Below are 24,216 nucleotides of genomic sequence, written 5' to 3'. Positions count from 1 at the left end.
CTACGCCGCGACCTACGGGACGGGAGTGAAGTGAAGGCGACGAAAATCATCGTTGCCGGGTCCGGGATAGCCGGACTGGCCGCCGCGATCAGTCTGCACGCGGCAGGATATGAGGACGTCACCGTCTTCGAGTCCGATTCCGACCTCCGCTCGCTCGGGCTCGGTCTGAACATACTGCCCAACGCCGTGCGCGAGCTCGCCGAGCTCGGATTGCTGGACGAGTTACTGCAGTGCGCGATCCGCACGCAGGAACTGGCGATGTACAACCCGCACGGACATCTCGTGTGGCGGGAGGACCGCGGACTCCTGGCCGGCTACAAATGGCCCCAGATCTCGATCTCCCGCTCCCACCTCGTCCTGGTCCTGGCCAAGGAAGTGCGCCGCCGGCTGGGCGACAGCGCGATCGTCACCGACGCCAGACTGGTTGCCCTGGTCAATGAGCCCGGGCGGACCTGCGGCATCTTCGAGGACCGGGACGGCCGTCGGCGGACCGTCGAGGCCGATGTGCTCATCGGCGCCGACGGCATCCATTCGGCCGTACGAGCGCATTTCTACCCCGACGAGGGCCCCCCGCCGACCAACGGGATGACCCTGTACCGGGGGACCGCTTGGGGGGACAGCTTCCTCACGGGACGTTCCATGGCCGTCCTGGGCGATGACAGGCGGCGGCTCGTCCTGTACCCGATCGACAAGGACGAAACGACGGGCCAGACCCTCATCAACTGGGTGGCCGCCTTCCCGGACGTCCACGCCGACGGAGCCGACGGTGCCGAGCGCCCGTCGGAGGACGACGCAGCACGGCGGACATGCGTCCTCAGCCAATTCGGCACCTGGTCACCTCCTGGAGTCGACCTCGCGGCCCTGCTGGAAAGCACCCCGCGCGTACAGCGGTATCCGATGATCGACCGGGATCCCCTCCCGCGGTGGACGTTCGGCAACGTGACGCTGCTGGGCGACGCCGCCCACGCGATGTACCCCGCCGGATCGAACGGGGCCACGCAGGCGGTCATCGACGCGCGCGTACTGGCGTGGCACCTCGCCGCACACCGCGACGCCGACACCGACGCCGACGTCGGTGAGGCGTTGCGGGCGTACGAAGACGAACGCCGGCCGCAGATGACGGAACTGCAAAGGAGCAACCGCTCCATGGGCCCGGAAAGAGTCATCACCCTGGCCCATGAACGAGCCCCGCACGGTTTTGAAGACGTGAGGGACGTCTTCAGCGAAGAGGAACTCGCGGAGATCTCCCGCACCTACGCCGTGACGGGGAAATTCGATCAGGACTGGGTCAACGCACGGCCCTCACTGTCTGTCAGTTGATCACCACCATCAGCCGGCCATGCGGCGGCGCAACACCAGGAGCACAGAGTGACGGACACAGCCCGGCCGGATGACAAGTCCGAGGCCGTCAAGGAGACCAGTTTCATCACGGCCGTCATCAGAGCCATGGAAAACGATCTCCCGGACCCGTACCTGGTGGACCGTCATGCCACGCTGCTGAGCACACCCCGGTCGAAGACGATGGCGGAAGAGGCGCTGGCCGCAGGCGGTACGGTGGGCTCAGTGATCGTGCGAGGCCGTTTCGGCGACCTCGCACTCACTGAGGCGGTCGCCGAGGGAATCACGCAGGTGGTCTGCCTCGCGGCGGGAAGCGACACGCGCGCGTGGCGCCTCCCTCTTCCCGAGAGCACCCGGTTCTTCGAAGTCGACCTGCCGGGCCAGCTGGAGGCGAAGGAGGAGCTTCTCGCGTCCGTCGAGGACCAGCTCACCTGCCGCCGCGTCTCCCTCAGCGCGGACCTTCGGGACGAGACGTGGCCCCGCCAGCTGGAAGCCGCCGGCTACGAACCGGACAAGCCCACGGTCTGGATCATCGAAGGCCTGCTTCCGTACCTACAGCTCGACCACTTCACCCGGCTGATCGCGAACGTCACGAAGCTGTCGAGCCGTGGTTCGGTGCTGCTGATCGACGCACCGCACGCCGAGTTCTACCGTGACCCGGTCAATGAGAAGTTCCTGGCGTTCATGAAGTCCCGAGGATCTGCCTTCCAGCTGGGCTTGGAGGACTTCGGCACCTTCCTCGGCCAGCGCGGCTGGCAGGCCGAGGCCTACACCTTGAGGCAGCTGTCAGAAGGCGCCTGCACCTGGCTGCCGGCTCCCCCCGAGCGCCTCTGCCCTTCCCACGACCACCACTGGGTAGCCCGCGCCCACCTCGCCTCCTGACGGCGAGCGGAAGGCGCCGGCCCTCGGAGCGGCCTGATCTGGTCGGGCCCCGGCGACTCGGGCCTCGCGCGTGTGGCAGCCTGCCGTCATGCCAGCCGAGCTGCGAGAACATGCAGGACGTCACTACGCCGTCCAGTTCCACTACGCCTTGCCCGACGACGCCTGGGCCGTGGAGCTGAGCGAGGCCGTGCCGGCGCCAGCCGCGGGCGCCGAACACCCCAGCACAGAGAGGCACCTGCCAGGAGCCGCCTTCTTGGTGGCGTTCGTCCCCGATGAGGATCCGGGTCTGGAACCGACCGTCCACATCCACAGCCATGACGAGCACGTCATCCCCTACGAGATCATGCGCTGGTTCATGGAGCATGTGGCCGACCAGGTAGAACGCTGCCGCATCGCGTTCGCGCAGGAGGGTCGGTAGCCGACGGCACGGGGGCTACCCGGGCACCGGCCTTCTCATGCTCCGCCGCCGCACCCGCGCGAAGAGTTGCCGGCCTGGAAGCGCGAGCACGGGCGACGGGTCCGACACGCGATGCTCGGCGTCGCAGTCTCGGAGGAGAATCAGTCGAGGCAGAACTCGTTGCCCTCGATGTCCTGCATCGTGATGCACGACTCGTTGACGCCATCGGCGCGCTGCGTCAGCACGTGTTTCGCGCCGAGCGCCATCAGCCGTGCGCATTCGGCCTCGAGTGTGGCCAGGCGCTCGTCACCCACGAGCCCCGCGCCGACCCGCACATCGAGATGCACCCGGTTCTTAACGACCTTGCCTTCGGGAACGCGCTGGAAGAGCAGACGCGGGCTCACCCCCGAGGGATCCGCGCACGCGAAGTAGATCTCGTCCTCGGGCGGCAGGGTGCGGTGGTACTCCTCCCACGTGGCAAAGCCCTCAGGGACCGCGGGTACGACGTACCCCAGCACCTCGCACCAGAAGGCGGCGAGGCGCGCAGGCTCCGCGCAGTCGAAGGTCACTTGAAACTGCTTGATCGTTGACATCGGCGCACGATAACAGGGGCCAACCTCCCCTCACCAGGCGGGTGGATCCCCACGCCTGCCGGAAGGACGGCCCCTGCCATCCGCTGCTGTGTCGTGCCGACTCCGCCAACTGACCGAGCAGGAGGGCCGAAGCTCCAGCCCATCGTACAGAGGGGCACTACGCGCTCGGTGCGGTTTCGCCGGGCGATGATCCTGCTCGCCTCGGCTGGCCGCAGCAGCAGCGCCCCGGCCATCGCGCGCCTGGCCCAGGCAGACGAGGACACCGCCCGCGCCGTGATCCACCGCTTCAACGCGATCGGGCTTGGCAGGCCTTAACCCTCATGGGGAGGGGGAGTCCCGCCTGCTCAGGCTTGACGACGAGGACCTCGTCATCCAGACGGCCACCACCCGCCCGTTCCACGTCGGCAAGCTCTTCACCCGATGGCCGTTCCGCAAGCTAGCCGGTTGTCAATGGGCCCTCCACCAGCATGCTTGAATCACCGGATGGTCGACTGGTCCACTCTGCACGATGCCTACGGCACGGCGGCTGCGATACCCGGGTTGCTGGAACGGGCAGCGGATCGTGATCAGGACGCGATCAGCCGGCTTTGGGACCGCTTGTGCCATCAGGGGACGATCTTCTCGGCGAGCATTGCCGCGCTACCGCAGCTGGCGGACATCGCCGACGACACCGGCTTCGGAGACTGGGCGCTCGATTTGGCCGGCGCCATCGCGGGCGGCCTGCTCCAAGACCATCATGGCGCCGACGAAGAGGTCACCCGCCAGAAGCCGACCCTGGCTAGGCTGAGGGGCTTGGCCGCCGCGCGCCTGGCACCCGGCCAGGACAGGCGAACCTACCTTGGCTTGCTGCGGGCGATACTCGCCTTCGATCTCCAGCCCCTGTGGTTCGAGACTCTGGACGACTTCACGGACTCCTTCTACACCGTCGCCTGCCCGCACTGCCGCGCAGCCGTGACGATCGCGATCGGCGACTACGGCTGCTACTCCTCGATCCGGGACTGGGATCTGGGGGACGTCCACCGGATCCCCCTGCGGCCGGCCACGGCAGACGGGCTGACCGGTGCAGGGACGATGCTGCATGAGTTGGCAGAACGGGACTCACAGACAAGGCTCGCCTGGGGCCTCACCTATCTGTTCGGCCGGGCGGAGTGCCCCGGTTGTGAAAGCATCTTCGGTATCGCCTCGGAGTATGAGGCCGCGAACGCACCCGCCCCGCGGGACTTCGTCCGTCGCCCCACCACGGAGACCACCTGATTACCGGCGCGACGTTCACACCTCATGCAGCTGCGAAGGCGGCCAGCAGGGTGTCCGCCCGGACCTTGAGTTCGGGCGTCAGGTCTCCCTTCACGGCCACCATGAGCTCGTCACCGCCGACCGCACGGGCAAGCCGCACCTCGACCTGTCGCTGCGCACCGACCAGGGGGTACGAGTACCAGCCGTCGGGCCGCTCGTCATCGGTCCCCTCGACCGCCAGTGCCACCGTCTCCCAGTCGGTGGCATCGAAGCCGTAACCCACGTAGTGCGACAGCAACTCCAGGAACGACCGCAGGTTGCGTTCCCAGATCCATCCCCCGACCTCCGGGCTGCACGACGCCGCCCCGGGCGCATCAGAGATCCAGAACATCGCATTGCACGGGGACCACGAGGCCGATGCTCTCGGCCGCCACGGCTACCGCGTAGTCGAAGAAGGCGGCCTCGTCCTTGACGCTGTCGTGGGTCCGGCTGAAGACCTGGAATACCAGGAGTCCGATGAGGCTGCTCCACAGGACGATGCCGCGCTCGATGACGTCCGAGTACGGGGCTTCCGGTACGCCGCCGAACAGCTCCACCGCCGAAGGCAGGAGCAGGGGTGGTCCGGGCAGCGTACGTCGGGGCGGGAGGAGTTCGCCGTTGAGGAGCGCTGCCCGCACGATGCCGGCGAGTACCGCGGGGGTGCGTGACGCGGGTGGGACCGTGTCCTGCGGGGCGTGGTAGCCCGGGACGGGCGAGCCGTAGATCAGGGTGAACTCGGCGGGGTGCGCGAAGGACCACTCCCGCAACGCGCGCATGACGGCCAGCAGCCGCGCACCCGCTGACGCGTGAGCGTCGTCGGCGCTCTGATCGGCCTGCTCCATCGCGGCGCCGGACGCGTTGTAGGCGTCGATGACCAAGGCGGTCAACAGGTCGTCCCGCTGCGGGAAGACGGCTTCCACCTCGGTCACTGCAAGGCCACAGGCATGCGCGACGGAGTCCAGAGACAGCCCAACGGCGCCTGTCTCCATGAGCTGTTGACGCGCGGTGTTCTTGATGATGGTCGGCAGCGACATGGCGCCGTCGGTCGAACTTGCTGCGAGAACATCCATGTTCACACCGTACCCGCGGGCACCGGCAGGCCGGACTGGTCCGTCCCGCCAAGCGCACGGGGTCGTCAGTTACCGCTGCCGAAGTGCCAGGCGCCGATGTCGCGGTAGTGGATGGGGCCGGGACCGCGGCCGAAGTTGCTGGCGACGAGGTGGAGGCGTTCGGTGTGCCACGGGCGGCCGGAGAACGCGGTGAGCCGGGTCGCGGCTTCGACCGCGGAGGTGACGTCGTTGCGGCGGGCTCGGGCGAGTGTCAGGTGGGGGCGTAGCGGCCGGTCCTGGAAAGCGATCCCGCACTCCTTGACCAGCTCACGCACCTGGGTGGCGAGGCGGTGCAGCCCGGGGACGTCTCCGTCGATTCCGCTCCACAGGACGCGCTCGTCGAAGTGGCCGCCGCCGCGCAGGGCCAGCCGGAGCGGCTCGTGAGTTGCCGCGAGGTCTGCGAGGCCCGGCTCCAGCAGGGCAATGGCCGTCACGGGGAGCTCCCCGAGGAACGCCAGGGTGATGTGCCAGTCCTCGATGCGGTTCCACCGCATGCGCGGGTAGTCCTCGTACGAGGGGCGCAGCTCCCGTGCCAGTTCGTCCTTCGCGTCGTCGGGCGGGGCGAGGGCGATGAATATCCGCACGGTCGCGGGCCGGGTCTCATGGTTCACAGGAGTCTTCGTACCGTGTCCGGGGCCGTCCCGTCACCTTCGGCCCCCTCGTACGGGCAGCCGGACGGCGAGGCGCCAGTGGTGCGGGCCGTCCGGGGCGGACTGGAACTGGCCGTGGAGGAGGCGAACGCGTTCGGCCAGGCCGGACAGGCCGTGGCCGGAGGTCGGGAAGGTGCGCGGGCTGGTGCCGGTGTCGCCACGGGTGCCCGTGGGTGCGCCGGTTCGGTTGATCACGGTGAGGTCCAGTCCGTCGGGGGTGGCCGTGACGTGGACCTGGATGGGGTCGCCGGTTCCGTGGCGCAGGGCGTTGGTGAGTGCTTCCTGGAGGATGCGGTAGGCGGCGCGGGAGAGGGTTCCCTGGACGTGGGTGAGGTCGCCGGACAGTTCGGGTTCGACGACGGCGCCCGCGTGGCGCAGGCGGTCGAGGAGTTCGGGGAGGTCGGCCAGGGTCCGGGTCGGCGCGGTGCCGGACTGTTCCTCGCGGAGCACTCCCAGGACGTAGTCCAGGTCCTCCAGCGCGGCGCGTGTGGATTCCTCGATGCTGCGCATGGCGGCCCGTGCGGCGGTGGGGTCGGCGGCGAGGACCTCGCCGGCCACGGCGGCCTGGATGGTGGCGGCGGTGAGGGTGTGGCCGATCGAGTCGTGCAGTTCGTGGGCGATGCGGTTGCGTTCGGCCAGGAGGCGTTCGCGTTCGGCGGCCAGGGCGAGCCGTTCGGCGGCCGAGGGTCCCAGCAGCCGGGGCGCCGACCACCGCAGGGTCTTGGTCACCAGTACGCACACCGCCGCCGCCAGCAGGAGGCAGCCGAGCCCCGTCACCCAGCTGCCCCAGCCGTCCTCCACCCGCGCCGACCAGCCGAACAGGCTCAGCTCCAGCTCGGCGCCGAGCCGGCCGCCCGGGAGGGTCAGGCCGGCGAGCAGGAGAACCCCGCTCGTCACCACCCCCGCCCAGCCCAGCGCCACGTGCAGCACGAGCCAGAGCGGGGTCCGCCAGCGGTCGGGGCGAGGTGAACCGGGGGGCCGGCGCCCGGCCACCGGATCCGGCAGCTGCACCCGCAGCAGCCGACGGGCGGACGCGACCAGCGCCCGCCGTACGGGACGCGCCAGGCCGACCAACGCGACCAGTACCGTCCAGACCGACAGGACCAGTACGGTCTGCGCTCCCTTCGGAGCGGATTCCCACATCACCAGCGGCAGCAGAGCGAAGGGCAGCAGGGGCAGGCTCGCCAGCGCGCCGCCGAAGGCGAACAGCGCACCTGTGTACGTGGAGCCGCGCAGCAGCGGCCGGATTCCCCTGATCATCATCGGCCAGTATCGCCGCACGGGTCACCGGAGAGCTCCCTGGCGGTCGCCCCGAAGCCCCCCGCCTGTCAGAGCCCTCCCCGGTACCCCGGGTCCGGGTCCTGGCGGGGCATCCACCACTCGGTGAGGCCCCACAGCCCCAGTGCGAGCGCGGCCACGGCCACGAGCGCCGCGACCCAGGGGCGCCGCGCCCACCGCCGGGTCAGGGTCCAGGCCGTGAGCGGAATGAGGATGCCGCCGAGCACGATGAGCGGCAGATCGACGTAGATCACGCTCAGGTCCCTGGCGTGGCCCTCGAAGCCGCCGTCGATGCTGAAAGCCGCCCGTGGCACCCAGACGAGCACCCCGGCCGTCGCGCCCACACCGGCGATCACGCGTCCGACGGTCTCCGTGCCCTGCGCGTGCGCACCCGGTGTCCGGCTCATGGTCGTCTCCCTCGTCCCCCGTTCTCGCGACAGACGCACGGGCGTGGTGCGCGGTTCCGGCGTCAGCGTGACTGCGGGGAGAGGTCCGGACGGGATACCGCGCTCGGGCCGCTCGGGCCGCTCGGGCCACCCAGGGAGGCGGGAGTCGTGGGCAGGTCGCGGGAGCGCCGGATCGGGGAGAAGAGCAGGATCAGCGCGGCGAGCGGTACTCCCGCGGTCGTGATCCACAGGGCGGTGCGCAGGTCGTAGACGGTGCCGAGCCAGCCGCCGAGCAGGGCCCCCAGCGGGATCGTGCCGTAGTTGAGGAAAGCCGTGCTCGCGGTCAGGCGCCCGAGGAGCTCCGGCGGGCAGTAGCGCTGCTGGAAACTCGCCTTGATGACGTTGCCGGCGACCACGCCCGCCGCTACGCACCACCCGCCGACGACGAAGAGGACCAGCCCGGCTCCGCCGAAGGTGGCCGGTATCAGCAGGGCGAACATCGCGAAGCCGAGCTCGAACAGCAAGGTGGCACGGGCCGTCCCGATACGGCTGGAGGTACGGCGTGCGAGGAGCGCCCCGGCGATACCGCCCGCGCTGGTGGCCGCGATGAGTCCGCCGACCGCGCCGGGTGCCAGGCCGACGGTATGAACGAGGAAGACGACCTGGATGGACTGGTAGCCCATGAGCGCCAGGTTCGAGGCGGCCCCGAACAGGGTCAGCGTACGGAGCCGCGGACGCGCTGCCGTGGAGTTTGGCATTGCCCTCGGGCTGGTCCGCGGGGTCGAGGAGGCTGGGGAGGTAGGCGCTGTAGGCGGTCTGGAAGAAGACCGCGGCCGTGCCCGTCAGCAGGGCGACGGCCATCAGCAGGCCGATGCTCAGGTGGCCGGTCCGCTGGGCGAGGGGGACGAGGGCGAACAGTACGAAGGACACCGCGGCAGCGGTCACCATGATGGGCCGGCGGCGCATGCGGTCGACCCAGACACCGACGGGAACCCCGATGACGAGCCATGGCAGCCAGGCCGAAGCGCTCAGTAAGCCGACCTGCAACGGGTCGGCGTGCAGGGTGGAGACTGCGATCAAGGGCATCGCCACCGCGGTGACGGAAGCACCGAACTTCCCGGCGGTCTCACCGCACCACAGCAGACGGAAGTCCCGATGCCGTCGCAGGAGACCGAGGTTCGCTTTGGGCTTCCCTCTCCGTTTCGAGTTCATTCTCCGGCGCTCCGTTCCACGGTCCTGCGGGGGAACGACTGGATCTGCACGATGACCGGCAGTGCCCCGGGCTGCGGCTGTGCGTCCGCCGGGAGGGTGTGACGGGCTACGACGGCCATCAATTTCTCGTTCATGGTGGCTAGCTGAGCAGGGGTCAGGCGTAGGTCACGCCAGTCGGAGATGGTTCCGGCACGCCGCCAGTCCCGGTCCCAGCTCTCGCTCAGGTAGTGGGTGACCCGGCTGAAGTACTGCTACACCAACTGGTGCATGTAGACGGAGAGCGGACCCCGGGTGTCGGGGTCGTCGCTGAAGTCGGAGGTCTCCAGGACCTTCGTGCCCTCCACGACTCGCCACCAGCGCTCCCGCTTGGTGCCCCGGCCCGTCTCCTCCTCGATGAACCCGTGCTCGGCGAGGTGCCGCAGGTGCCAGCTGACGGTGCCGGTGCTCTCGCCGAGACGAGTTGGCGTGGTGTCAGCGCAGGTCGAGCCGCATCAGGACGCGGGGGTGGCCGGCCAGGACCGAGGTGGTGTCGGCGGCGTGGCTGAAGCCGGCGCGTTCGAAGTTCTTCCGGATGCCGGCGTACGCCATCGTCAGGTCGACCCTGGCGTCGCCGTTGTCCAGCGGGTAGGCCTCGATCGCCGGCGCGCCGTGGGCGCGGGCGCAGTCGACGGCGCCCGCGATGAGGGCGTGGGAGATCCCCTTGCGCCGGTGACCGGGGCGTACGCGGATGCACCACACGCACCAGACGGGCAGGTCGTCGACGTGAGGGATCTTCCGGCTGTGGGCGAAGGAGGTGTCCGAGCGCGGCCCGACGGCGGCCCAGCCGACCGGCTCGCCGTTGTCGTAGGCGATCACTCCCGGCGGGGGCTGCTCACGGCTCAGCTCGGCGACGTAGGCCCCGCGGGCCGGGCCGCGCAGCTCGTTGTTGAGCTTGGACGGGATGCGGTAGCTCAGGCACCAGCAGACGTTGGATCCGGGGGACTTCGGGCCGAGCAGGGCACGGACGTCCTCGAAGACCGAAGCCGGGCGCACTTCGATGGTCATGGCACCACGATGTCACGGCGCCTGTGTCGCAGCCCGCCCGGACCAGGCCGTGGCGACGGGCGGACGGTGCCGGAGGCGGCCGTTCTGCGTCCTGTCAAGCCACGAATGTCCGAGACATGACCTGCGGCGTTCTGATCATGCCTAGTGGTCTCCAGAGCCGGCGACACCATGGGAGAGGAGCGTGGCGATGAATTCCTCACTTCGTCACAGGTGCGGATCGCGTACGTCGACGCAGCGGGAGGCCAGGCGGTGGGCGGCCGCCGAGCAGGTTCCGGACGCAGCCGACGGCATTTCCCTCGCCCGGTCCGTCACGGAACACGTGCGGCGGACCGGAAAACATTTCCTACCGGATCATCTTCTGATCCAGCTCAGTGAGATCCGTCGCCGACATACCGAAGGCCGCCCCTTTCTCGATGCCTTTCTCGACTGTGCGCTCGACAAACACGAGGGACGTTTCTGGAATCGCACTTACCTGTCATTGCCGGTCCTGGAGCTGCTCATGGACGGCGAACAAAAGTCCGCGCCGAGCGCCGAACGCATGTCCACGCTGCTCATATCCGACATCGTCCGCTTCGAGGTCAAGGCGGCGTACGGGTCGGGCGAGGGGCCCGGCGCAGGTCGCCCGGACGAGGCGACACTGGCCACACGGTTGCGGCACGCCCTGCGCCTCGCGACGCATGGCCACAGTCGGCCGGAAGCCGACAGCCTGCCGTCGCGGCTGGGGGAGGTATCCCGGGCCCGCCTGGAAGACCTCGCCGATCAGCTGCCCCGGCCACCCACAACGGAGACCTGGAGGTGGTTCGACGTCACCGTGCAGCCCGTCTCCGTCCTCCATGACGAATATTTCTTCATCCGCGTCCTGCAAGCGCATGAAATGCTCTTCACCGCGCTGGCGGCAGACGTGCAGGCGGCGATCACAGAATTGCGTGTCGGGTGCCCGGGCGGAGCTGCAGAACGCATAGACCACGCGGTGGCCCTGTTCGAGCGCGCCGCCGCATTGTTCCGTATAGCCGCCACAATGCGGGCGGGCCAATTCTCCGCTTTCCGGCAGTTCACGCAGGGGGCCAGTGCCATTCAGTCCGAACAGTACAAACGGTTCGAGATTCTCTGCGGCCTTCCGCCCGCGTCGCGCTTGCAATCGGCGGCCTTCACGAGCGTGCCGGCCGTTCGCGCCGAGGCGGTGGACGTCGGCCATGACTCCCTGGCCCGGGCCTATCGGGACCTCCGGGGAGAGGGCGGCATCGGCGGGGCGGACGGGGACCGCCTCGACGCGGCGCTGAGCCGGTTGGAGAGCCGGCACCAGCGGTGGAAGTCGGCGCACCGCAGCCTCGCCGTGCGCATGCTCGGCGACGAGCGCGGCTCGGGGCACACCGACGGTGTTCCGTACCTGACGCGATGCCTGGAGAACCGGCTGTTCTGGCAGCTGGGTACGAGCGGATGAGCCGCAGCGTCCACCGTCGCCGGAAAATGCGGAGACGGTCACGGCCGCGGCTGCCTACGCTCACCTCATGCCGGACCCCGACCCCGCGCCGCAACCCGACCCTGCGCTGCAACCGATCAACGCCTTCCTCTCCGCCTTCGCCCGCCGCCAGGCCGCTCGTACCGTCGACCTGCCCGGCGGTTTCGCCGTCTACGACGACGCCTTCGCGCACTCCCGCGCGAACAACCAGGTCGTCATCGACACGGCCCTGGACCCGGAGGAGCTGCCCGCCGTCACCGAGGAGGCGCTCGGGCATCTCCCGCACCGGCTCGTCTCGGTCCTCGACGACGAGGTCGCGCGGGCGTGCGCGGAACCGATGCTCCGGGCCGGATACACCCACTCCACCTATCTGGTCATGTTCCACGAGGGCCCGGTACCGGCCGGGGGGGCCGCCGAGGAAGTGGACCTCGACGCGCTGCGCACCCCCCTCACCCGGCGGTGGCGCGGCTTCCTCCCGGACGTCGGTGACGAGGTCCTGCGCCACCTCGTCGACCGGCGCGAGGCCCGCCGCCGAGGGGCCGACGCCGTGCACTTCATCGGTGCCCGTACGGAGTCGGGCGAGGTCGCCTCGTGGGCCGATCTCTATCTGGACCCGGCGACCGGCGTGGCCCAGATCGAGGACCTGATCACTTCGGAGGCCCACCTCGGGCGCGGTTACGCCGACGCCGTCCTGAGTACCGCCTTGCGCTGGGCGGCCGACGAGGCGTGCGGCACCCGGTTCCTCACGGCTGACGCGACGGACTGGCCACGGCACTGGTACGCACGCCGCGGCTTCCGCGTCATCGGCCACTCGCACTGCTTCGAACGCGGCTGACGAGCGGCTGCCGAGCACCACGCGTCCCGGCCGCCCGGTACTTCGCGCGATTGCGCGCGGAAACGGAACCTTTCAACAGGATTTCGGCTCGGCCGTTCGACGGGAATCGCATGAATAGCATCGGGCCGCGGACTCGCACATGGATCCGCTCGCCGGCGTGCTTCCGGATGGCAGCGGGCACGCCATTCCCTCATGAACGGGGTTTCTTGAACCATGGAGAACGCGTCTGCACCCAGGCTCCCGCTGACCGAAGGCCAGGCCGGAATCTGGTACGGACTCCAGCTGGACGACTCCAAGCTCGCCCACTTGATCAACGAGTTCCTGGACATAACCGGTCCGGTGAGCCCTGACTTACTCCGGGAAGCGGTCCGCCGCACCGCGCACGAGGCGCAGTCACTGTCCATATCCTGCGGTGAGGACGCCGAAGGACCGTGGCAGCGCGTGGAAACCGACGCGGCCGTGGACGTTCCCCTCGTCGACTTCACCGGCGAAGAGGAGCCGTGGACGGCGGCCCAGGACTGGATGAGGGCGCAGGCCGGCGTCCCGTTGAGCCCGGTCCTGGGCGAGATGCAGCGGCACACGATCCTCCGCGTATCCCCGCAACGGCACATCTGGTTCTACCAACTCCACCACCTGGGTGCCGACGGCGCCTCCACGCACCTCCTGACGCAGCGCGCGGCCGAGGTGTACGACGCCCTGGCCGCCCGTCGGCCCGTACCCGACACGCGGTTCGACACGCTGCTCGCCCTGGTCGAGGAGGACCAGCGCTACCGCTCGTCCGCCGAGTTCTCCGAAGACCGCCGCTACTGGTCGCAGGAGTTCGAGGGCATCGAGCGCGTACCCGCCCTGAGCGACGACGCGATGATGCCGGCGGGGGTGCCGGTCCGGGAGACCTGGCACGTCACCGCCGAACTGACGGACCTCGTCTACGCGTGCGCCCGCACCCACGGGACGAACCTGCCCCGCATCGTCATCGCGGCCTTCGCCGCCTACCTCGGTCGCCTCACCGGCTCGGCCGAAGTCGTCGTCGGACTGCCGGTGGCGAACCGCCGACCGGGACCCTCGGCGACCACTCCCGGCATGGTCTCCAACGTGATCCCGCTGAGGCTGCGCGTCCCCGGTTCGCTGCGCTTCTCGGAGCTCGTCGCGCAGGTCGGCGGGAAGATCAGGGAGTCCCGCGCGCACCGCCGCTACCGCTTCGAGGAGATGCGCCGCGACTTCCGGCGCACGCACGGGGACGCACGTATCTTCGGTCCCCTCGCCAACGTCCTGACGCTCGGCGCCGGGCTGACCTTCGCTGGGTGCCCGGCCCGGCACCAGAACATCACGCCCGGTCCGATCGAGGACTTCATGTTCGGCGCCTACGAAACACCGGAGGGCCTGAAGTTCGGATTCGACGCCAACGCGGGCCTCTACACCGCCGAGGACCTCAAGGACCACCGCGCCAGGTTCGAGTCCTTCCTGCACCAGGTGGTCACGGACGCCGGGCGCCTCATCGGCGAGGTCGACCTGCTCGCCGCCGACGAACGACGCCGCTTCCTGGAGGTCCGCCCGCACCGTACGGAGCCGGCGGAGGACGCGCACCACACTCTCGTGCACGCCTTCGAAGCGCAGGCCGCCCGGACACCGGACGCACCGGCCGTGAAGTCCGGGACGTCCGGGGCGTCCGGGACGTCCTCGCTCTCCTACGGTGAACTGAACGCGCGGGCGAACCAACTGGCGCGGCTGCTCGTCCAGCACGGCGCCGGACCGGAACGGCTGGTGGCGGTCGCGATGCCGCAGACGGCCGACCTCGTCGTCGCCCTGCTAGCGGTCCTCAAATCGGGAGCCGCGTACCTCCCGGTCGACCCCGACTACCCCGAGGACCGGATCGGGTTCCTGCTCCAGGACGCGCAACCCCTCCTGCTGCTCACGACGTCGGGCGCGGTGGCCGCCGGGGCCTGCGGGCCGGACGTACCCACCGTGGAGACCGATGCCGCGACCACCCTCGCCCACCTTGCCGGTCTGGCGCGCCACGACCTGGAGCCCGGCGAACTGCGCTGCCCCACCTCGCCGGACAACGCGGCCTACGTCATCTACACCTCGGGTTCCACGGGACGCCCCAAGGGCGTCGTCGTGCCCCACCGCAACGTCCTGGCCCTGTTCGCCGCCACCCGCCAGCTCTTCGACTTCCGGGCGTCCGACGTCTGGACGATGGCCCATTCGTACTCGTTCGACTTCTCCGTCTGGGAGCTGTGGGGACCGCTCCTGCACGGCGGTTGCCTCGTCGTCGTCCCCACCACCACGAGGCGGTCGCCGGACGAGCTCCTGCGGCTGCTCGCCGAGGAGAAGGTGAGCATCCTCAGCCAGACCCCCTCCGCGTTCTACCAGTTGCTCCAGGCCGACCAGGACGATCCGGCGACCGGCCAACGGCTGGCCCTGCGCTACGTGGTCTTCGGCGGCGAGGCGCTCGACCTGGCCCGGCTGGAGGACTGGTACGGGCTGCACGCCGACGACGCTCCCGTCCTGGTCAACATGTACGGGATCACGGAGACCACCGTCCACGCCAGTCACATCGCGCTCGACAGCGCGCCCCGCGCGGCCCAGCCCGGCAGCCTGATCGGCCGGAGCCTGCCGGGGCTGGCGCTCTACCTGCTCGACGCGAACCTGCAGCCCGTTCCTCCCGGTGTCACGGGCGAGCTCTACGTCGCCGGGGAGCAGGTGGCCCGCGGGTACCGGGACCGGCCGGGGCTCACGGCCGGCCGGTTCGTCGCCGATCCGTTCGGAACCCCCGGGTCCAGGATGTACCGGTCCGGGGACCTGGCCCGGCGGCAGCGCGACGGGCTCCTCCAGTACTGGGGCCGCGCGGACGACCAGGTCAAGATCCGGGGCTACCGGATCGAGCTCGGGGAGATCGAGGCCGCCCTGCGCGCGTGCCCGGGCGTCACGACCGCCTGCGTGGTGGCGCGCAAGGACGCGGTCGGAGACGACGCACTGATCGGGTACGCGGTGCTGGAGGACGCCGCCGGCGCCCCGGATCCCGCCGAGCTGCGCCGCCTGCTGGCACTGCGCCTGCCTCCGCACATGGTGCCCGCTGCCGTCATGGCGATCGACGAGATCCCTCTGACGGCCAACGGCAAGCTCGACCGCCGGGCCCTGCCCGAGCCGGCGTACGCGCACCCCCGCGCCGAGCGCGGTGCGGCCGGGCGGACTCCCCTGGAGCGGGAGGTCGTCGACGCCTTCGGCCACGCCCTCGGGATCGCGGACGTCGGCGCCGAGGACGACTTCTTCGACCTGGGCGGTGACTCCTTCAAGGCGGTGCGTCTGGCCCGCCGGGTGGGCCGGGGACTCTCCGTACTGGACGTGTTCCAGAACCCCACCCCGGTACGGCTCGCCCGCCGCATCCTGGAACTGGCGGAGTCGGACGGCAAGCAGCCGGTCCTGCGTCCGATGACCGGTCCCGCAGCGGGGCGGGGCGCGGGGCCGGAAGCGGAGCCCGACGCGGACTTCACGCTCGTGTGCATCCCGTACGGAGGCGGCACGGCCGCCGCCTTCCAGGGCCTCGCCGCCGAGCTGCCGCCCGGCATGGCCCTGTGGGCGGCCGCACTGCCCGGTCACGACCCGACGCAGCCTGACGAACCCCTGCTGTCCATGGCCGACAGCGTCGAGCTGATCGCCGCGGAGATCAGCAGTTCCCTCAGCGGTCCCTTCGCCCTGTACGGCCACTGCGCCGGTTCCTCGCTCGCGGTGGCGGTGGCGCGACGCCTGGAGCAGACGGGCCGGCCGCCGGCCGCCCTGTACATCGGCGCCGCCCTGCCCGAAACCGATCCGGCAGCTCAGCTGGACGTCGCCGCGAACCTGCCGGCGGAGGACCTGCACGCCTACATGGCCTCGATCGGAGGGTTCAACGGAGCACTCGACGACTCCGACCTGCAGACCGTCCTGAACGTGATCAGGCACGACATGATCCAGGGGCTCCTCTTCCAGGTCGAGGCGGAGAAGGGCCAGGAGAAGCGGCTGACCGTTCCGACCGTGGTCGTCATGGGTGACGCGGACAGCGTGACCGAGGGGTACGAGCGCGAGTACCTCAGGTGGGAGCGCTACGCGACGCAGATCGAGCTGGAGGAGGTCCCCGGCGGCGGGCACTACTTCCTCACCGAACAGCCGGACGTCCTGGCCTCGTTGATCGCCGCAAGGTTCGCCACGCCGGAGCCCGTCGAGTGAGGCGCGTGCCCGTCAGCCGGTACGTCGACGGCCCGGCCGCCTGACGGCCCGCGGGCCGGGGGCCGGGAGTGTCCGCGAGTGGCGCTCCCGGCCCCAGGGCCGGGCCGTGATCTGTACCGCGCCCTCCCGGCTTCCTCCGGCCTGAATGTCACCCCCGGCCGAGGGGGATGCGGCACCATGGAGCGGTGCCCACGGAGCCGGACGACATCGAACTGAGCGAACACGAGCTGCGGGAGATCGCGGGCTACGCGGCCGGTTGCGCGCGGAGGGTCCTGTCGGTCTTCGAACAGAGCCTGCCCGCCGACACACGCCCCCGTGAGGCCATCGAAGCGGCGGAAGCCTTCGCCGGGGGCGGCCGGCGCACCGCCGCCCTGCGCCAGAGCGCGTGGGCGGCCTACCGCGCCGCGCGGGAGGCCGTTTCACCCGCCGCGGTCGACGCGGCACGGGCGGCGAGCCATGCGGCGGCCGCCGCGTACCTCCATCCCAAGGCCAGCGCCCACCAGGTGAAGCACATCCTCGGTGCGGCAGCGCATGCGGCGCGGGCAGAGGAGTGGGCAGCGGCCGAAGATCGGAGTGGGAGTGAGACCGGTGGGACCCTGCACTGGGCCCTCCGTCACGCACCCGCAGCGGTCCCCGCAGTGCTCGGCCGGCTGCCGGCCGCGCCGCCCGGAGACGGGCGCGTGGGGGAGCTGCTCCGCGAGCTGGACGCCGCTCTGCGCGCCTGAGGGCGAGCGGCTGCGAGGACGTTTTCGGGGCCCGCGAGGGACCCGTATGGACAGATAGTCTGCGCGCAGATAATCTATGCGAAGTCTTTCCAGTCCGAGCCGAGGAGCCCCCTGATGTGGACGTACGAGCACAGCACCGAGACCACTGTCGCGCCCGAGGCGATCTGGCGCCTGTGGGCCGACGTCGAGACCTGGGGGAAGTGGAACGCTGACATCGAGAGCATCGAGATCAGCGGCCCGTTCGCGGCGGGCACCGACATCGTGATGAACCCGGCCGGCCCGGACCCCGTACACCTGCGGATCGCCGAAGCGGTCGTGGGCGAACTGTTCGTGGACGAGGCCCGGTTCGACGGCCTGGTGCTGCGCACCGTCCACCGGCTCGACCGGGGCGAGCGGCTGCGTACGCGGGTGACGTACCGGATGGAGATCACCGGGGCGGCGGCCGACGAGGTCGGTCCCCAGATCGGCCCGGCCATCACCGCCGACTGGCCCTCGACCATGGACGCCCTCGTCGAGCTGGCGGGCGCCTGATGGCCCTCGCCCCGGGCGAGAGTCCGGGATTCCTGCTCTGGCACGCCACGCTGCGCTGGCAGCGCGGCATCGCCGCGGCCCTGGCCCCGCTCGGCCTGACCCACGTCCAGTTCGTGCTGCTGGCCTGCACCTGGTGGTTCAACACGCAGGGCGAGCAGCCCAACCAGCTGGCGCTGGCGCGTCAGGCGGGCACCGACGTCAAGATGACCTCGCAGGTGCTGCGCGCCCTGGAGGCCAAGGGGCTGATCGAGCGCGAGACCGATCCGGCCGACACCCGTGCCAAGCGGCTGCGCGCCACCGACGCCGGCGCCGAACTGGCGCCGCGCGCGATCGCCGCCGTGGAAGAGGCCGACGCCCGCTTCTTCCAGCCGGTCGCCGTCCAGGAGGCGGTGGAACTGCTCGGCCGACTGGCCCGTCCCGCGCCGTGACGCCCGGAGGTCAGGGCCCGGCTGGGCGGGCGTCCCGCCCAGCCGGGCGGTAGTCCGCGCGCTTCAGGAGCCGGGCAGCATGCCGACGACGCGGTTCCACAGCGAGCGCGTGGCGCCGAAGCCGGTCTCGTGCACCCAGACGTGCGTGCACGTGGGGCACTGGAGGTGGAGCAGGCTGCCGGTGTTGGTGAGCAGGTAGCGCCAGTGGGTGGAGCAGGTACGCCGTTGTGCGCAGGGCTCGCAGCCGCCCGCGTCCTCGCACTTCGGGCAGGCCACCCAGGCGCGGCGCCCGGGGTCGGCCTGCGGGTCAATGGGCAGCACGGCCGTCTCCTCGCGCGGGCAGCACACCGGCCGCGACCAGGTCGTCGTACAGGCGCTGCTGCCCCGCGTCGAGCCCGGAGTACAGCAGGTCGTACGCCTCCTCCTCGCCGAGCAGCACCTCGACCGGATTCCAGTCCGGGCCGAGGGCCTCCATCACCTGGGCGCGCCGGAGCACCTCCTGCGAGGTGAGGTCGACCGCGAAGTCGACCAGCGCGGGGGCGCCGGAGGCGTCGGGGGACGGGACGGGGACGGGGGAGTCGGGGGCCATGCTGTCGAAATTAGGTAGCCCTTCCTTCCCGGGTCAAGAGAGGGTGGGCGGAGTCACAAGCCCAGGTCCCCGAGCCCAGGCTCCGGCCCCCGCCCAGGTCCCCGAGCCCCGGCACCGGCCCCGGCCCCGGTCAGGACCACCGTCGGCCGTTGCGGACGGCCGGAGCCGTCCGCAACGGTCCCGGACCTCAGGGCGAGGGGCTGACCTGGAGGGTGGTGAGGGCGCCGCCCGCGGCCTCCTTCTCCACCGTGATCCGCGTTCCGGTGTCCGGGACCCGGACCCCGAGCTGAGGCAGCTCGGCGTTCCAGTACGAACCGTGCCGGTCGTCGAACACGGCCACCCCGGGCCGCGACGGGACCACGACCGGCGCGCCGGCCTTGTGCAGCACGATCCGGTCACTCGCCCGGCGCGAGAACGGCGCGTCGAACGTCTGGGCGCGCGCGTTCAGCAGGCTGCCGTCCGCGAACCGCAGCGGCTCGGGACGGGCGTCGACCGGCAGCAGCAGACCGGCGCCCGGGTGGGCCTTGGTGGTGTTGTCGCTGTACTCGGTGTTCCAGAGCCAGATCAGCACGCCCTGCTGGTACGGGTAGAACTCCACCTTGTCCCCGCTGAAACCGAAGTTGTACGGGCCGGTCTTCAGCAGGCTGCCGTAGCCCGTGTAGCGGCGGTTCTCCGCGAAGTACGCGCGCGGGTGCTCCGCGGTGCCCGTACGGCCCTCGGTGCGCGACCACTTGTGGGCCGTCCACCCGTTCGCACCCTGCTCCGCGCCGTCGCGCAGCACCTCCCGGCCGTCCGCCGTGATCCGCAGGTCGTCGAAGGTGACACCCTTGCCATGGGTGTTGCCGTCCGAGGTCACGCGCAGGCGCAGCTGGACGCTCCGTCCGGCGAACCGGTCCAGGGGCACGCTCAGTTCCCGCCAGCCGGACGAGGTGCCGGAGACGCCGTTCGCGGGGATGGCGGCCCCGTCGACGGTGCCCGGCAACGGCGCCCAGTTCGTGCCGCCGTCCGTGGAGGCCTCCACCGTCAGGAAGTCGAAGTCCTGCTCGATGTCGTGCCAGACCCGGGCGTCGAACCGGGCGGAGCCGGCTCCCGTGAGGTCGACCGTACGGCCCAGGGTGTTGTCCATGAAGTCCCCGGTGCCGCTCCACCACTGGCTCGCGCCCTCGTACGGGTCCGTCAGCTCGGTACGCGTCACCGAGGGCGGCAGGTGCACCAGCAGCGCCTGCGGGTCCTCGGTGTTGTAGCCGGAGACACCGAGGACCGCACGGGTCTTGCGGCCCGCGTCGGCTTCCGTGTACTCCAGCCAGCCGAGCTGGAGCTTGCTCCACGGGTCGAGGTCGCCGGGGAACTCGCCCGTCGTGTTGGGGCCCTTGCCGAGGTAGGACGCCGAAGACATGAGGGACCAGAAGTTGACGCTGTTGTCCCCGTCCGAGCTGTACAGGTCGGGCAGACCCAGATCGTGGCCGAACTCGTGGGAGAACAGCCCGGCTCCGCTGTTCTCGCCGCCCGTGAGGTAGTCACCGGCCCATATGCCGCTCTCACCCACCGGGGTGCCGCCGGCCTTGTTGCCCTCCGGCCCCGCGCTGCCGGCCTGGTTCCAGTACGCGAACCAGCGGTGCGCCCAGACGGCGTCCTTGCCCTGGGCGCCGCCGCCCCAGGTCTGGTCCTTGCCGGCGTGCACGACGACCAGGTGGTCGAGGTAGCCGTCCGGCTCGTCGAAGTTCCCGTCGTGGTCCGCGTCGTAGCGGTCCCACACGTCGTACTCGGCGAGCTGCTCCTTGATCTGCCCGGGGCTACGGCCCTTCGCGCGCTCGGCGTCGTACCAGGCGGCGGTGGCGTCGCGGATCATGTCCCAGTTGGTGCGGCACTGGCCCGGCTCGGTGCAGTTGTCGGTGCCGTAACGGGCCTCGTTGTAGGGGAGCTTGACCCAGTCGGAGACCGTGCCGTCCATGTCGTAGCGGCCGGAGGACTGGAGCCGGTAGTAGGCGCGCATCGACGCCGATCCGGGGTCGGTGGAGAAGAACTGCCGCTGGTAGAAGTCCCGTCCGAAGTCCTTGCGCCACAGGGTGTGGTTGTCGTCCTTGGCGGGTTTGCCGATGGTGTTGTGCAGGGGGCCGGGGGTGCCGCCGAAGCGGGGGTCCGTCTGATCGCCGAACTCGGCCAGGATGACGAAGACCTTGTCCTTGCGTTCCTGGGCGAGTTCGACGTACCGCTTGCCGATCTTCGCGGTGCGGGGGAGGGTGCCGTCCGCCTCCGCGCGCAACCCCTCGGCGCCGCCCGCGGCGACGCTTTCGAGGGCCTGGCGGCGCAGGGACTGCCTCTGGAGTTCCAGCGGCGCGGGCGGCGGGGCGGCGGCGTGTTCGGCCTGCGGCCCGCCGAGGGGCGGTGCGGGGGGTGGTGTGGCGGCGACGGCCGGGGCGGAGAGGAGGGTGAGGGCGGCGAGGGATATCGCCGCACCCACCGCAGCGAGTCTGCGCAACGTGGCGTGCCTTTCCGTGAGTTGAGCCCGGCGGGGTGCCGCAGCGCAGGTAATATTTCACATGTGACAGGTCATGGATAGGTGTAGGTCGGGGGAGGAGAGGGGGAGGGTGCGACACGCCGGCGGAGAGCGCGGCGGATCCGTCCAAGCCGGTCGAGCAGGTGCGGCGCACGCTGAGGGGCATGGGCAACGACTTCGTACGCTTCTTCTACGCCCCTTTCCTGCTGCTGGGAATCAACGGGGCGGGCATCGCTCTACTGGCTGCGGGCGCCTCAAGGCTGTGGCTGCTCGCTCTCCTCGCGGTCGCGGTAGCCGCGTCCTTCACCGCCGAGCGCCTCGTGCCGTACCTCCCCGAGTGGAACGAGGCCGCCGGGGACGGCGGCCGTGACACCGCGCACGCCGTGGTCAACGAGACCCTGGTCCTCGCGAGCGTGACCGCCATCCCGCTGCTGGCCGCCGTCGTCACCGTCGCCGACGTGTGGCCGCACGGCTGGCCCTTCGCCCTCCAGGTGCTCTTCGCGATCCTGGCGGCGGACGCGGGCATCACGCTGGTGCACTTCGCCAGTCACAAGGTGGGCATCCTGTGGCGGTTCCACGCGGTCCACCACTCGGTGAACCGGTTCTACGGGTTCAACGGACTGATGAAGCATCCCCTGCACCAGAGTGTGGAACTGACCGCCGGCGTCGCTCCCCTCCTGGTCATCGGGCTGCCGGTCGACGTCGCCGCCGGGCTCTCCCTGGCGGCGGCCGTGCAGCTGCTCTTGCAGCACTCCAACGCCGACTACCGCGTGGGGCCGCTGCGCGGGGTACTGGCGCTGAACGAAGGGCACCGCTTCCACCACCTGAAGTGGGCGGGGGTGGGCGACGTCAACTTCGGGCTCTTCACGCTCATCTGGGACCGGATGCTGGGCACCTACTCCTTCGACCCGGCCCGGCGGTTCACCAGCGCGGACCTCGGAATGGCGGCCAAGCCCGACTATCCGGTCGGCTACCTCGCCCAGCTCGCGGAGCCGTTCCGGGCGAGCGGCGCGTGTACGGCGCATCCGGAAGAGGAGGGCCGGGGCCTGCCCGCCGTGCCGAACCGGGCGGAGCAGGCCGAGGCGGGATCCGGGTAGGGCGTGGGCGGCCATGCGGGGGCGACGACCTGGCGGCTCCGCCCGCCCGCCCCCGCAAGGCGTTCGCCGAGAAGTGGAGGCCGTACCGCAGCTGGACCAGGCGTCAGGGCACGTTCCACTGGCCCGTATTGCGGGAGAACCCGCTGTTCATCGTGAACTGCACCTTGACGATCTTGGATGCGCTGGGAACGTCGAAGGTGATGAACCCCAGCGCCGTGTCTCCCGGCGCGACGGTGATGCTGCCCGGGAATTCGGGTCCGGCGGTGGTCCCCCCGTACGTCGCGTCGAACTGCTGGCCCTGGGTGTCCACGAGCTTCGCGCCGTTGCCGGGGGAGTCGTGGTAGACGTCGGTGCCCGTGTTCTTCAGCCGGAACTGGACCGCCACGAACCGGGCTCCCGCCTCCGGCGTGAGGTACGGGTTCTTGGGCCGGGCCGGATCGACGAGCTTCACGAGCGTCACCGCGAGCTTCTCGCCCTCCTTGAGGCCGGTGAGATCGATGGTGGCCCCCACGGCGGCGGAAGCGGACCGGGACGGTGTGGGCGTGGGCGTGGGCGTCGAACGCTCCACGGCGATCGCCGCTTCCCGGGCCGACGTGCTGCCGGCCGGCGTGGTGGTGACCGTGGCCTGTCCGGCACAGCCCGTCGTGGCGGCGACCAGTCCGCAGAGCACAAGAGCGAGTACACGGCGCATGGGACCTCCCGGAGGCCGCCGCGCTCGGGCGGAGCGCGGAAACAAGAGCCTGGATCCACCATCCTCGGCGGGGCCGGGACGCGCATCCCGGCGTGATGCCGGCTCAAGCTCCGGCTCCCGGCTCCCGGCTCCCGGCTCCGCGTACGGGCGCCGCTGATCGGGTGTTCTGCCCGGCGGGCCGGTGTCCGCGCCGCCGCCCTCGGGTAGGGCGCCGCACATGACCGCAATGGAACTGCGCAGCACCGCGTTCGACGACCACGCCGAGATCCCCCGCCGCTACAGCGGCGAGGGGGAGAACCTCTCGCCGCCGCTGACCTGGTCGGCGGCGCCCGAGGGGACCGCCGAGCTGGTGCTGCTCTGCGAGGACCCCGATGCCCCCGGAGGCACCTTCCTGCACTGGCTGGTCACCGGCATCGATCCGGCGGCCACCGGGGCCGAGGAGGGGCAAAAGCCCCGGGGCGGGCTGCCGTGGCCCAATGACTTCGGGCACGTGGGCTGGGGCGGACCGATGCCTCCGCCGGGTCACGGACCGCACCGCTACTTCTTCCGCCTGTACGCGCTGTCCGAGCCGCTGAGCCTGCACGGCCGACCGGCCGTCGACACCGTGCACCGCGCGATCGAGGGCAGGGAACTGGCCGCTGCCACCCTGGTCGGCACGTACGAGCGCTGACCGGGCCCCGAGGGTGAGCGGCCGGACCGATCACCCTCACCGGCCCCGGGTCACGACGAGGGGCGCTGCGCGCGCACGGGCTGGGTCAGGGCCTGCTGGCCCCCTGACGGCAGTATCCGCAGCTCGCCCTGGTCGCTGATCTCGGCGCGGATGATGCCCGTGTCGTCGGCGTAGACGGGATGACCGCCGGGACCGGTCTGCTCGGTGCGTCTGACGACGACGATGTCCGTGCCTTCCGCCCCGGGCTCCCTCCTGTCGAACACCAGCTCGTAGCGATCCTCTTGGTCATCGCCCACCGTGTACCTCCACGTCCGTGCTGTCGGGTGGCGC

General features: G+C 70.7%; 25 protein-coding genes and 2 pseudogenes. 13 read left to right on the top strand and 14 right to left on the bottom strand.

The window, feature by feature from the left end; translation table 11 throughout:
* Positions 1 to 30 precede the first annotated feature (30 nt).
* The 3 genes from ACF059_RS29800 to ACF059_RS29790 all read left to right on the top strand — a co-directional run bounded on the left by ACF059_RS29800 (position 31) and on the right by ACF059_RS29790 (position 2,638).
* Positions 31 to 1,320 (top strand): flavin-dependent oxidoreductase, encoded by a 1,290-nt coding sequence (locus ACF059_RS29800; RefSeq protein WP_392063063.1) that lies wholly within the window; start codon positions 31 to 33, stop codon positions 1,318 to 1,320.
* 48 nt (positions 1,321 to 1,368) lie between these two features.
* Positions 1,369 to 2,220: a class I SAM-dependent methyltransferase gene (locus ACF059_RS29795; protein ID WP_392063061.1), complete on the top strand. Its 852-nt coding sequence runs from the start codon at positions 1,369 to 1,371 to the stop codon at positions 2,218 to 2,220.
* Positions 2,221 to 2,308: 88 nt separating this feature from the next.
* Complete coding sequence (locus ACF059_RS29790; RefSeq protein ID WP_392063058.1) at positions 2,309 to 2,638, top strand: hypothetical protein; 330 nt, start codon at positions 2,309 to 2,311, stop codon at positions 2,636 to 2,638.
* Positions 2,639 to 2,778: 140 nt separating this feature from the next.
* On the opposite strand, the gene ACF059_RS29785 is transcribed toward ACF059_RS29790, so the two are convergent.
* Positions 2,779 to 3,210 (bottom strand): VOC family protein, encoded by a 432-nt coding sequence (locus tag ACF059_RS29785; protein ID WP_392063055.1) that lies wholly within the window; start codon positions 3,208 to 3,210, stop codon positions 2,779 to 2,781.
* Positions 3,211 to 3,378: 168 nt separating this feature from the next.
* Here ACF059_RS29785 and ACF059_RS29780 point away from each other — a divergent pair, with 168 nt between their 5' ends.
* Both ACF059_RS29780 and ACF059_RS29775 read left to right on the top strand, forming a co-directional pair.
* Positions 3,379 to 3,525: a helix-turn-helix domain-containing protein gene (locus ACF059_RS29780; protein ID WP_392063052.1), complete on the top strand. Its 147-nt coding sequence runs from the start codon at positions 3,379 to 3,381 to the stop codon at positions 3,523 to 3,525.
* Positions 3,526 to 3,693: 168 nt separating this feature from the next.
* Complete coding sequence (locus tag ACF059_RS29775; protein ID WP_392063049.1) at positions 3,694 to 4,464, top strand: hypothetical protein; 771 nt, start codon at positions 3,694 to 3,696, stop codon at positions 4,462 to 4,464.
* 22 nt (positions 4,465 to 4,486) lie between these two features.
* Here ACF059_RS29775 and ACF059_RS29770 read toward each other — a convergent pair whose 3' ends face one another.
* The 8 genes and pseudogenes from ACF059_RS29770 to ACF059_RS29735 all read right to left on the bottom strand — a co-directional run bounded on the left by ACF059_RS29770 (position 4,487) and on the right by ACF059_RS29735 (position 10,161).
* On the bottom strand, positions 4,487 to 4,834 hold the full coding sequence (locus ACF059_RS29770; protein ID WP_392063046.1) for a hypothetical protein: 348 nt from the start codon (positions 4,832 to 4,834) through the stop codon (positions 4,487 to 4,489).
* Positions 4,818 to 5,552, bottom strand: coding sequence for a TetR-like C-terminal domain-containing protein (locus ACF059_RS29765; RefSeq protein WP_392063043.1), 735 nt, complete (start codon positions 5,550 to 5,552; stop codon positions 4,818 to 4,820). The genes ACF059_RS29770 and ACF059_RS29765 overlap by 17 nt, the downstream gene beginning before the upstream one ends.
* A 65-nt stretch (positions 5,553 to 5,617) precedes the next feature.
* A complete protein-coding gene (gene thpR / locus ACF059_RS29760; protein ID WP_392063040.1) occupies positions 5,618 to 6,202 on the bottom strand; it encodes an RNA 2',3'-cyclic phosphodiesterase in 585 nt (194 codons plus the stop codon).
* 33 nt (positions 6,203 to 6,235) lie between these two features.
* Entirely contained in the window at positions 6,236 to 7,504 is a 1,269-nt protein-coding gene (locus tag ACF059_RS29755) for a sensor histidine kinase (RefSeq protein ID WP_392063038.1), read from the bottom strand.
* 65 nt (positions 7,505 to 7,569) lie between these two features.
* A complete protein-coding gene (locus tag ACF059_RS29750; protein WP_392063036.1) occupies positions 7,570 to 7,926 on the bottom strand; it encodes a hypothetical protein in 357 nt (118 codons plus the stop codon).
* A gap of 62 nt (positions 7,927 to 7,988) precedes the next feature.
* Positions 7,989 to 9,117 (bottom strand): annotated as a pseudogene (locus ACF059_RS29745) (MFS transporter).
* Positions 9,114 to 9,578: pseudogene (locus ACF059_RS29740) on the bottom strand (ArsR family transcriptional regulator); the annotation flags it as partial. The pseudogenes ACF059_RS29740 and ACF059_RS29745, both read right to left, overlap by 4 nt.
* A 10-nt stretch (positions 9,579 to 9,588) precedes the next feature.
* Positions 9,589 to 10,161: a GNAT family N-acetyltransferase gene (locus ACF059_RS29735; protein WP_392063033.1), complete on the bottom strand. Its 573-nt coding sequence runs from the start codon at positions 10,159 to 10,161 to the stop codon at positions 9,589 to 9,591.
* Between the two features lie 187 nt (positions 10,162 to 10,348).
* On the opposite strand from ACF059_RS29735, the gene ACF059_RS29730 reads away from it, so the two are divergent.
* From ACF059_RS29730 to ACF059_RS29705, 6 genes are all read left to right on the top strand, one after another.
* A complete protein-coding gene (locus tag ACF059_RS29730) occupies positions 10,349 to 11,602 on the top strand; it encodes a tryptophan 2,3-dioxygenase family protein (RefSeq protein ID WP_392063365.1) in 1,254 nt (417 codons plus the stop codon).
* A 67-nt stretch (positions 11,603 to 11,669) separates the two neighbouring features.
* Complete coding sequence (locus tag ACF059_RS29725; protein ID WP_392063030.1) at positions 11,670 to 12,455, top strand: GNAT family N-acetyltransferase; 786 nt, start codon at positions 11,670 to 11,672, stop codon at positions 12,453 to 12,455.
* A 213-nt stretch (positions 12,456 to 12,668) separates the two neighbouring features.
* Entirely contained in the window at positions 12,669 to 16,658 is a 3,990-nt protein-coding gene (locus tag ACF059_RS29720; RefSeq protein WP_392063027.1) for an amino acid adenylation domain-containing protein, read from the top strand.
* Between the two features lie 185 nt (positions 16,659 to 16,843).
* Positions 16,844 to 17,383 (top strand): putative immunity protein, encoded by a 540-nt coding sequence (locus tag ACF059_RS29715; protein ID WP_392063024.1) that lies wholly within the window; start codon positions 16,844 to 16,846, stop codon positions 17,381 to 17,383.
* A gap of 114 nt (positions 17,384 to 17,497) precedes the next feature.
* A complete protein-coding gene (locus tag ACF059_RS29710) occupies positions 17,498 to 17,914 on the top strand; it encodes a polyketide cyclase (protein WP_366866666.1) in 417 nt (138 codons plus the stop codon).
* Positions 17,914 to 18,342: a MarR family transcriptional regulator gene (locus tag ACF059_RS29705; RefSeq protein WP_366866667.1), complete on the top strand. Its 429-nt coding sequence runs from the start codon at positions 17,914 to 17,916 to the stop codon at positions 18,340 to 18,342. Before ACF059_RS29710 ends, ACF059_RS29705 begins: the two co-directional genes overlap by 1 nt.
* A gap of 63 nt (positions 18,343 to 18,405) precedes the next feature.
* Here the strand turns inward: ACF059_RS29705 and ACF059_RS29700 are convergent, their stop codons facing one another.
* The 3 genes from ACF059_RS29700 to ACF059_RS29690 form a co-directional block, all read right to left on the bottom strand.
* Positions 18,406 to 18,663 (bottom strand): hypothetical protein, encoded by a 258-nt coding sequence (locus tag ACF059_RS29700; protein ID WP_366866668.1) that lies wholly within the window; start codon positions 18,661 to 18,663, stop codon positions 18,406 to 18,408.
* Complete coding sequence (locus ACF059_RS29695; RefSeq protein WP_392063020.1) at positions 18,650 to 18,931, bottom strand: DUF6400 family protein; 282 nt, start codon at positions 18,929 to 18,931, stop codon at positions 18,650 to 18,652. The genes ACF059_RS29700 and ACF059_RS29695 overlap by 14 nt, the downstream gene beginning before the upstream one ends.
* A 187-nt stretch (positions 18,932 to 19,118) precedes the next feature.
* On the bottom strand, positions 19,119 to 21,392 hold the full coding sequence (locus ACF059_RS29690; RefSeq protein WP_392063017.1) for an immune inhibitor A domain-containing protein: 2,274 nt from the start codon (positions 21,390 to 21,392) through the stop codon (positions 19,119 to 19,121).
* Positions 21,393 to 21,592: 200 nt separating this feature from the next.
* Here ACF059_RS29690 and ACF059_RS29685 point away from each other — a divergent pair, with 200 nt between their 5' ends.
* A complete protein-coding gene (locus tag ACF059_RS29685) occupies positions 21,593 to 22,525 on the top strand; it encodes a sterol desaturase family protein (protein WP_392063014.1) in 933 nt (310 codons plus the stop codon).
* A gap of 103 nt (positions 22,526 to 22,628) precedes the next feature.
* Here the strand turns inward: ACF059_RS29685 and ACF059_RS29680 are convergent, their stop codons facing one another.
* A complete protein-coding gene (locus ACF059_RS29680; protein ID WP_392063012.1) occupies positions 22,629 to 23,216 on the bottom strand; it encodes a DUF4352 domain-containing protein in 588 nt (195 codons plus the stop codon).
* A 217-nt stretch (positions 23,217 to 23,433) separates the two neighbouring features.
* On the opposite strand from ACF059_RS29680, the gene ACF059_RS29675 reads away from it, so the two are divergent.
* Entirely contained in the window at positions 23,434 to 23,886 is a 453-nt protein-coding gene (locus ACF059_RS29675) for a YbhB/YbcL family Raf kinase inhibitor-like protein (RefSeq protein ID WP_392063010.1), read from the top strand.
* Between the two features lie 50 nt (positions 23,887 to 23,936).
* On the opposite strand, the gene ACF059_RS29670 is transcribed toward ACF059_RS29675, so the two are convergent.
* The gene (locus tag ACF059_RS29670; RefSeq protein ID WP_392063007.1) at positions 23,937 to 24,182 is read right to left on the bottom strand and encodes a DUF6296 family protein; all 246 of its coding nucleotides are present in this window, start codon (positions 24,180 to 24,182) and stop codon (positions 23,937 to 23,939) included.
* Positions 24,183 to 24,216 lie beyond the last annotated feature (34 nt).

Origin of the sequence: Streptomyces sp. NPDC016562 (assembly GCF_043076955.1) — a bacterium.
In the GTDB taxonomy this organism is placed as follows: Bacteria; Actinomycetota; Actinomycetes; order Streptomycetales; family Streptomycetaceae; genus Streptomyces.
Note: the sequence above shows the minus strand (reverse complement) of the source record. Positions and strands in the feature narration are given on the sequence as shown.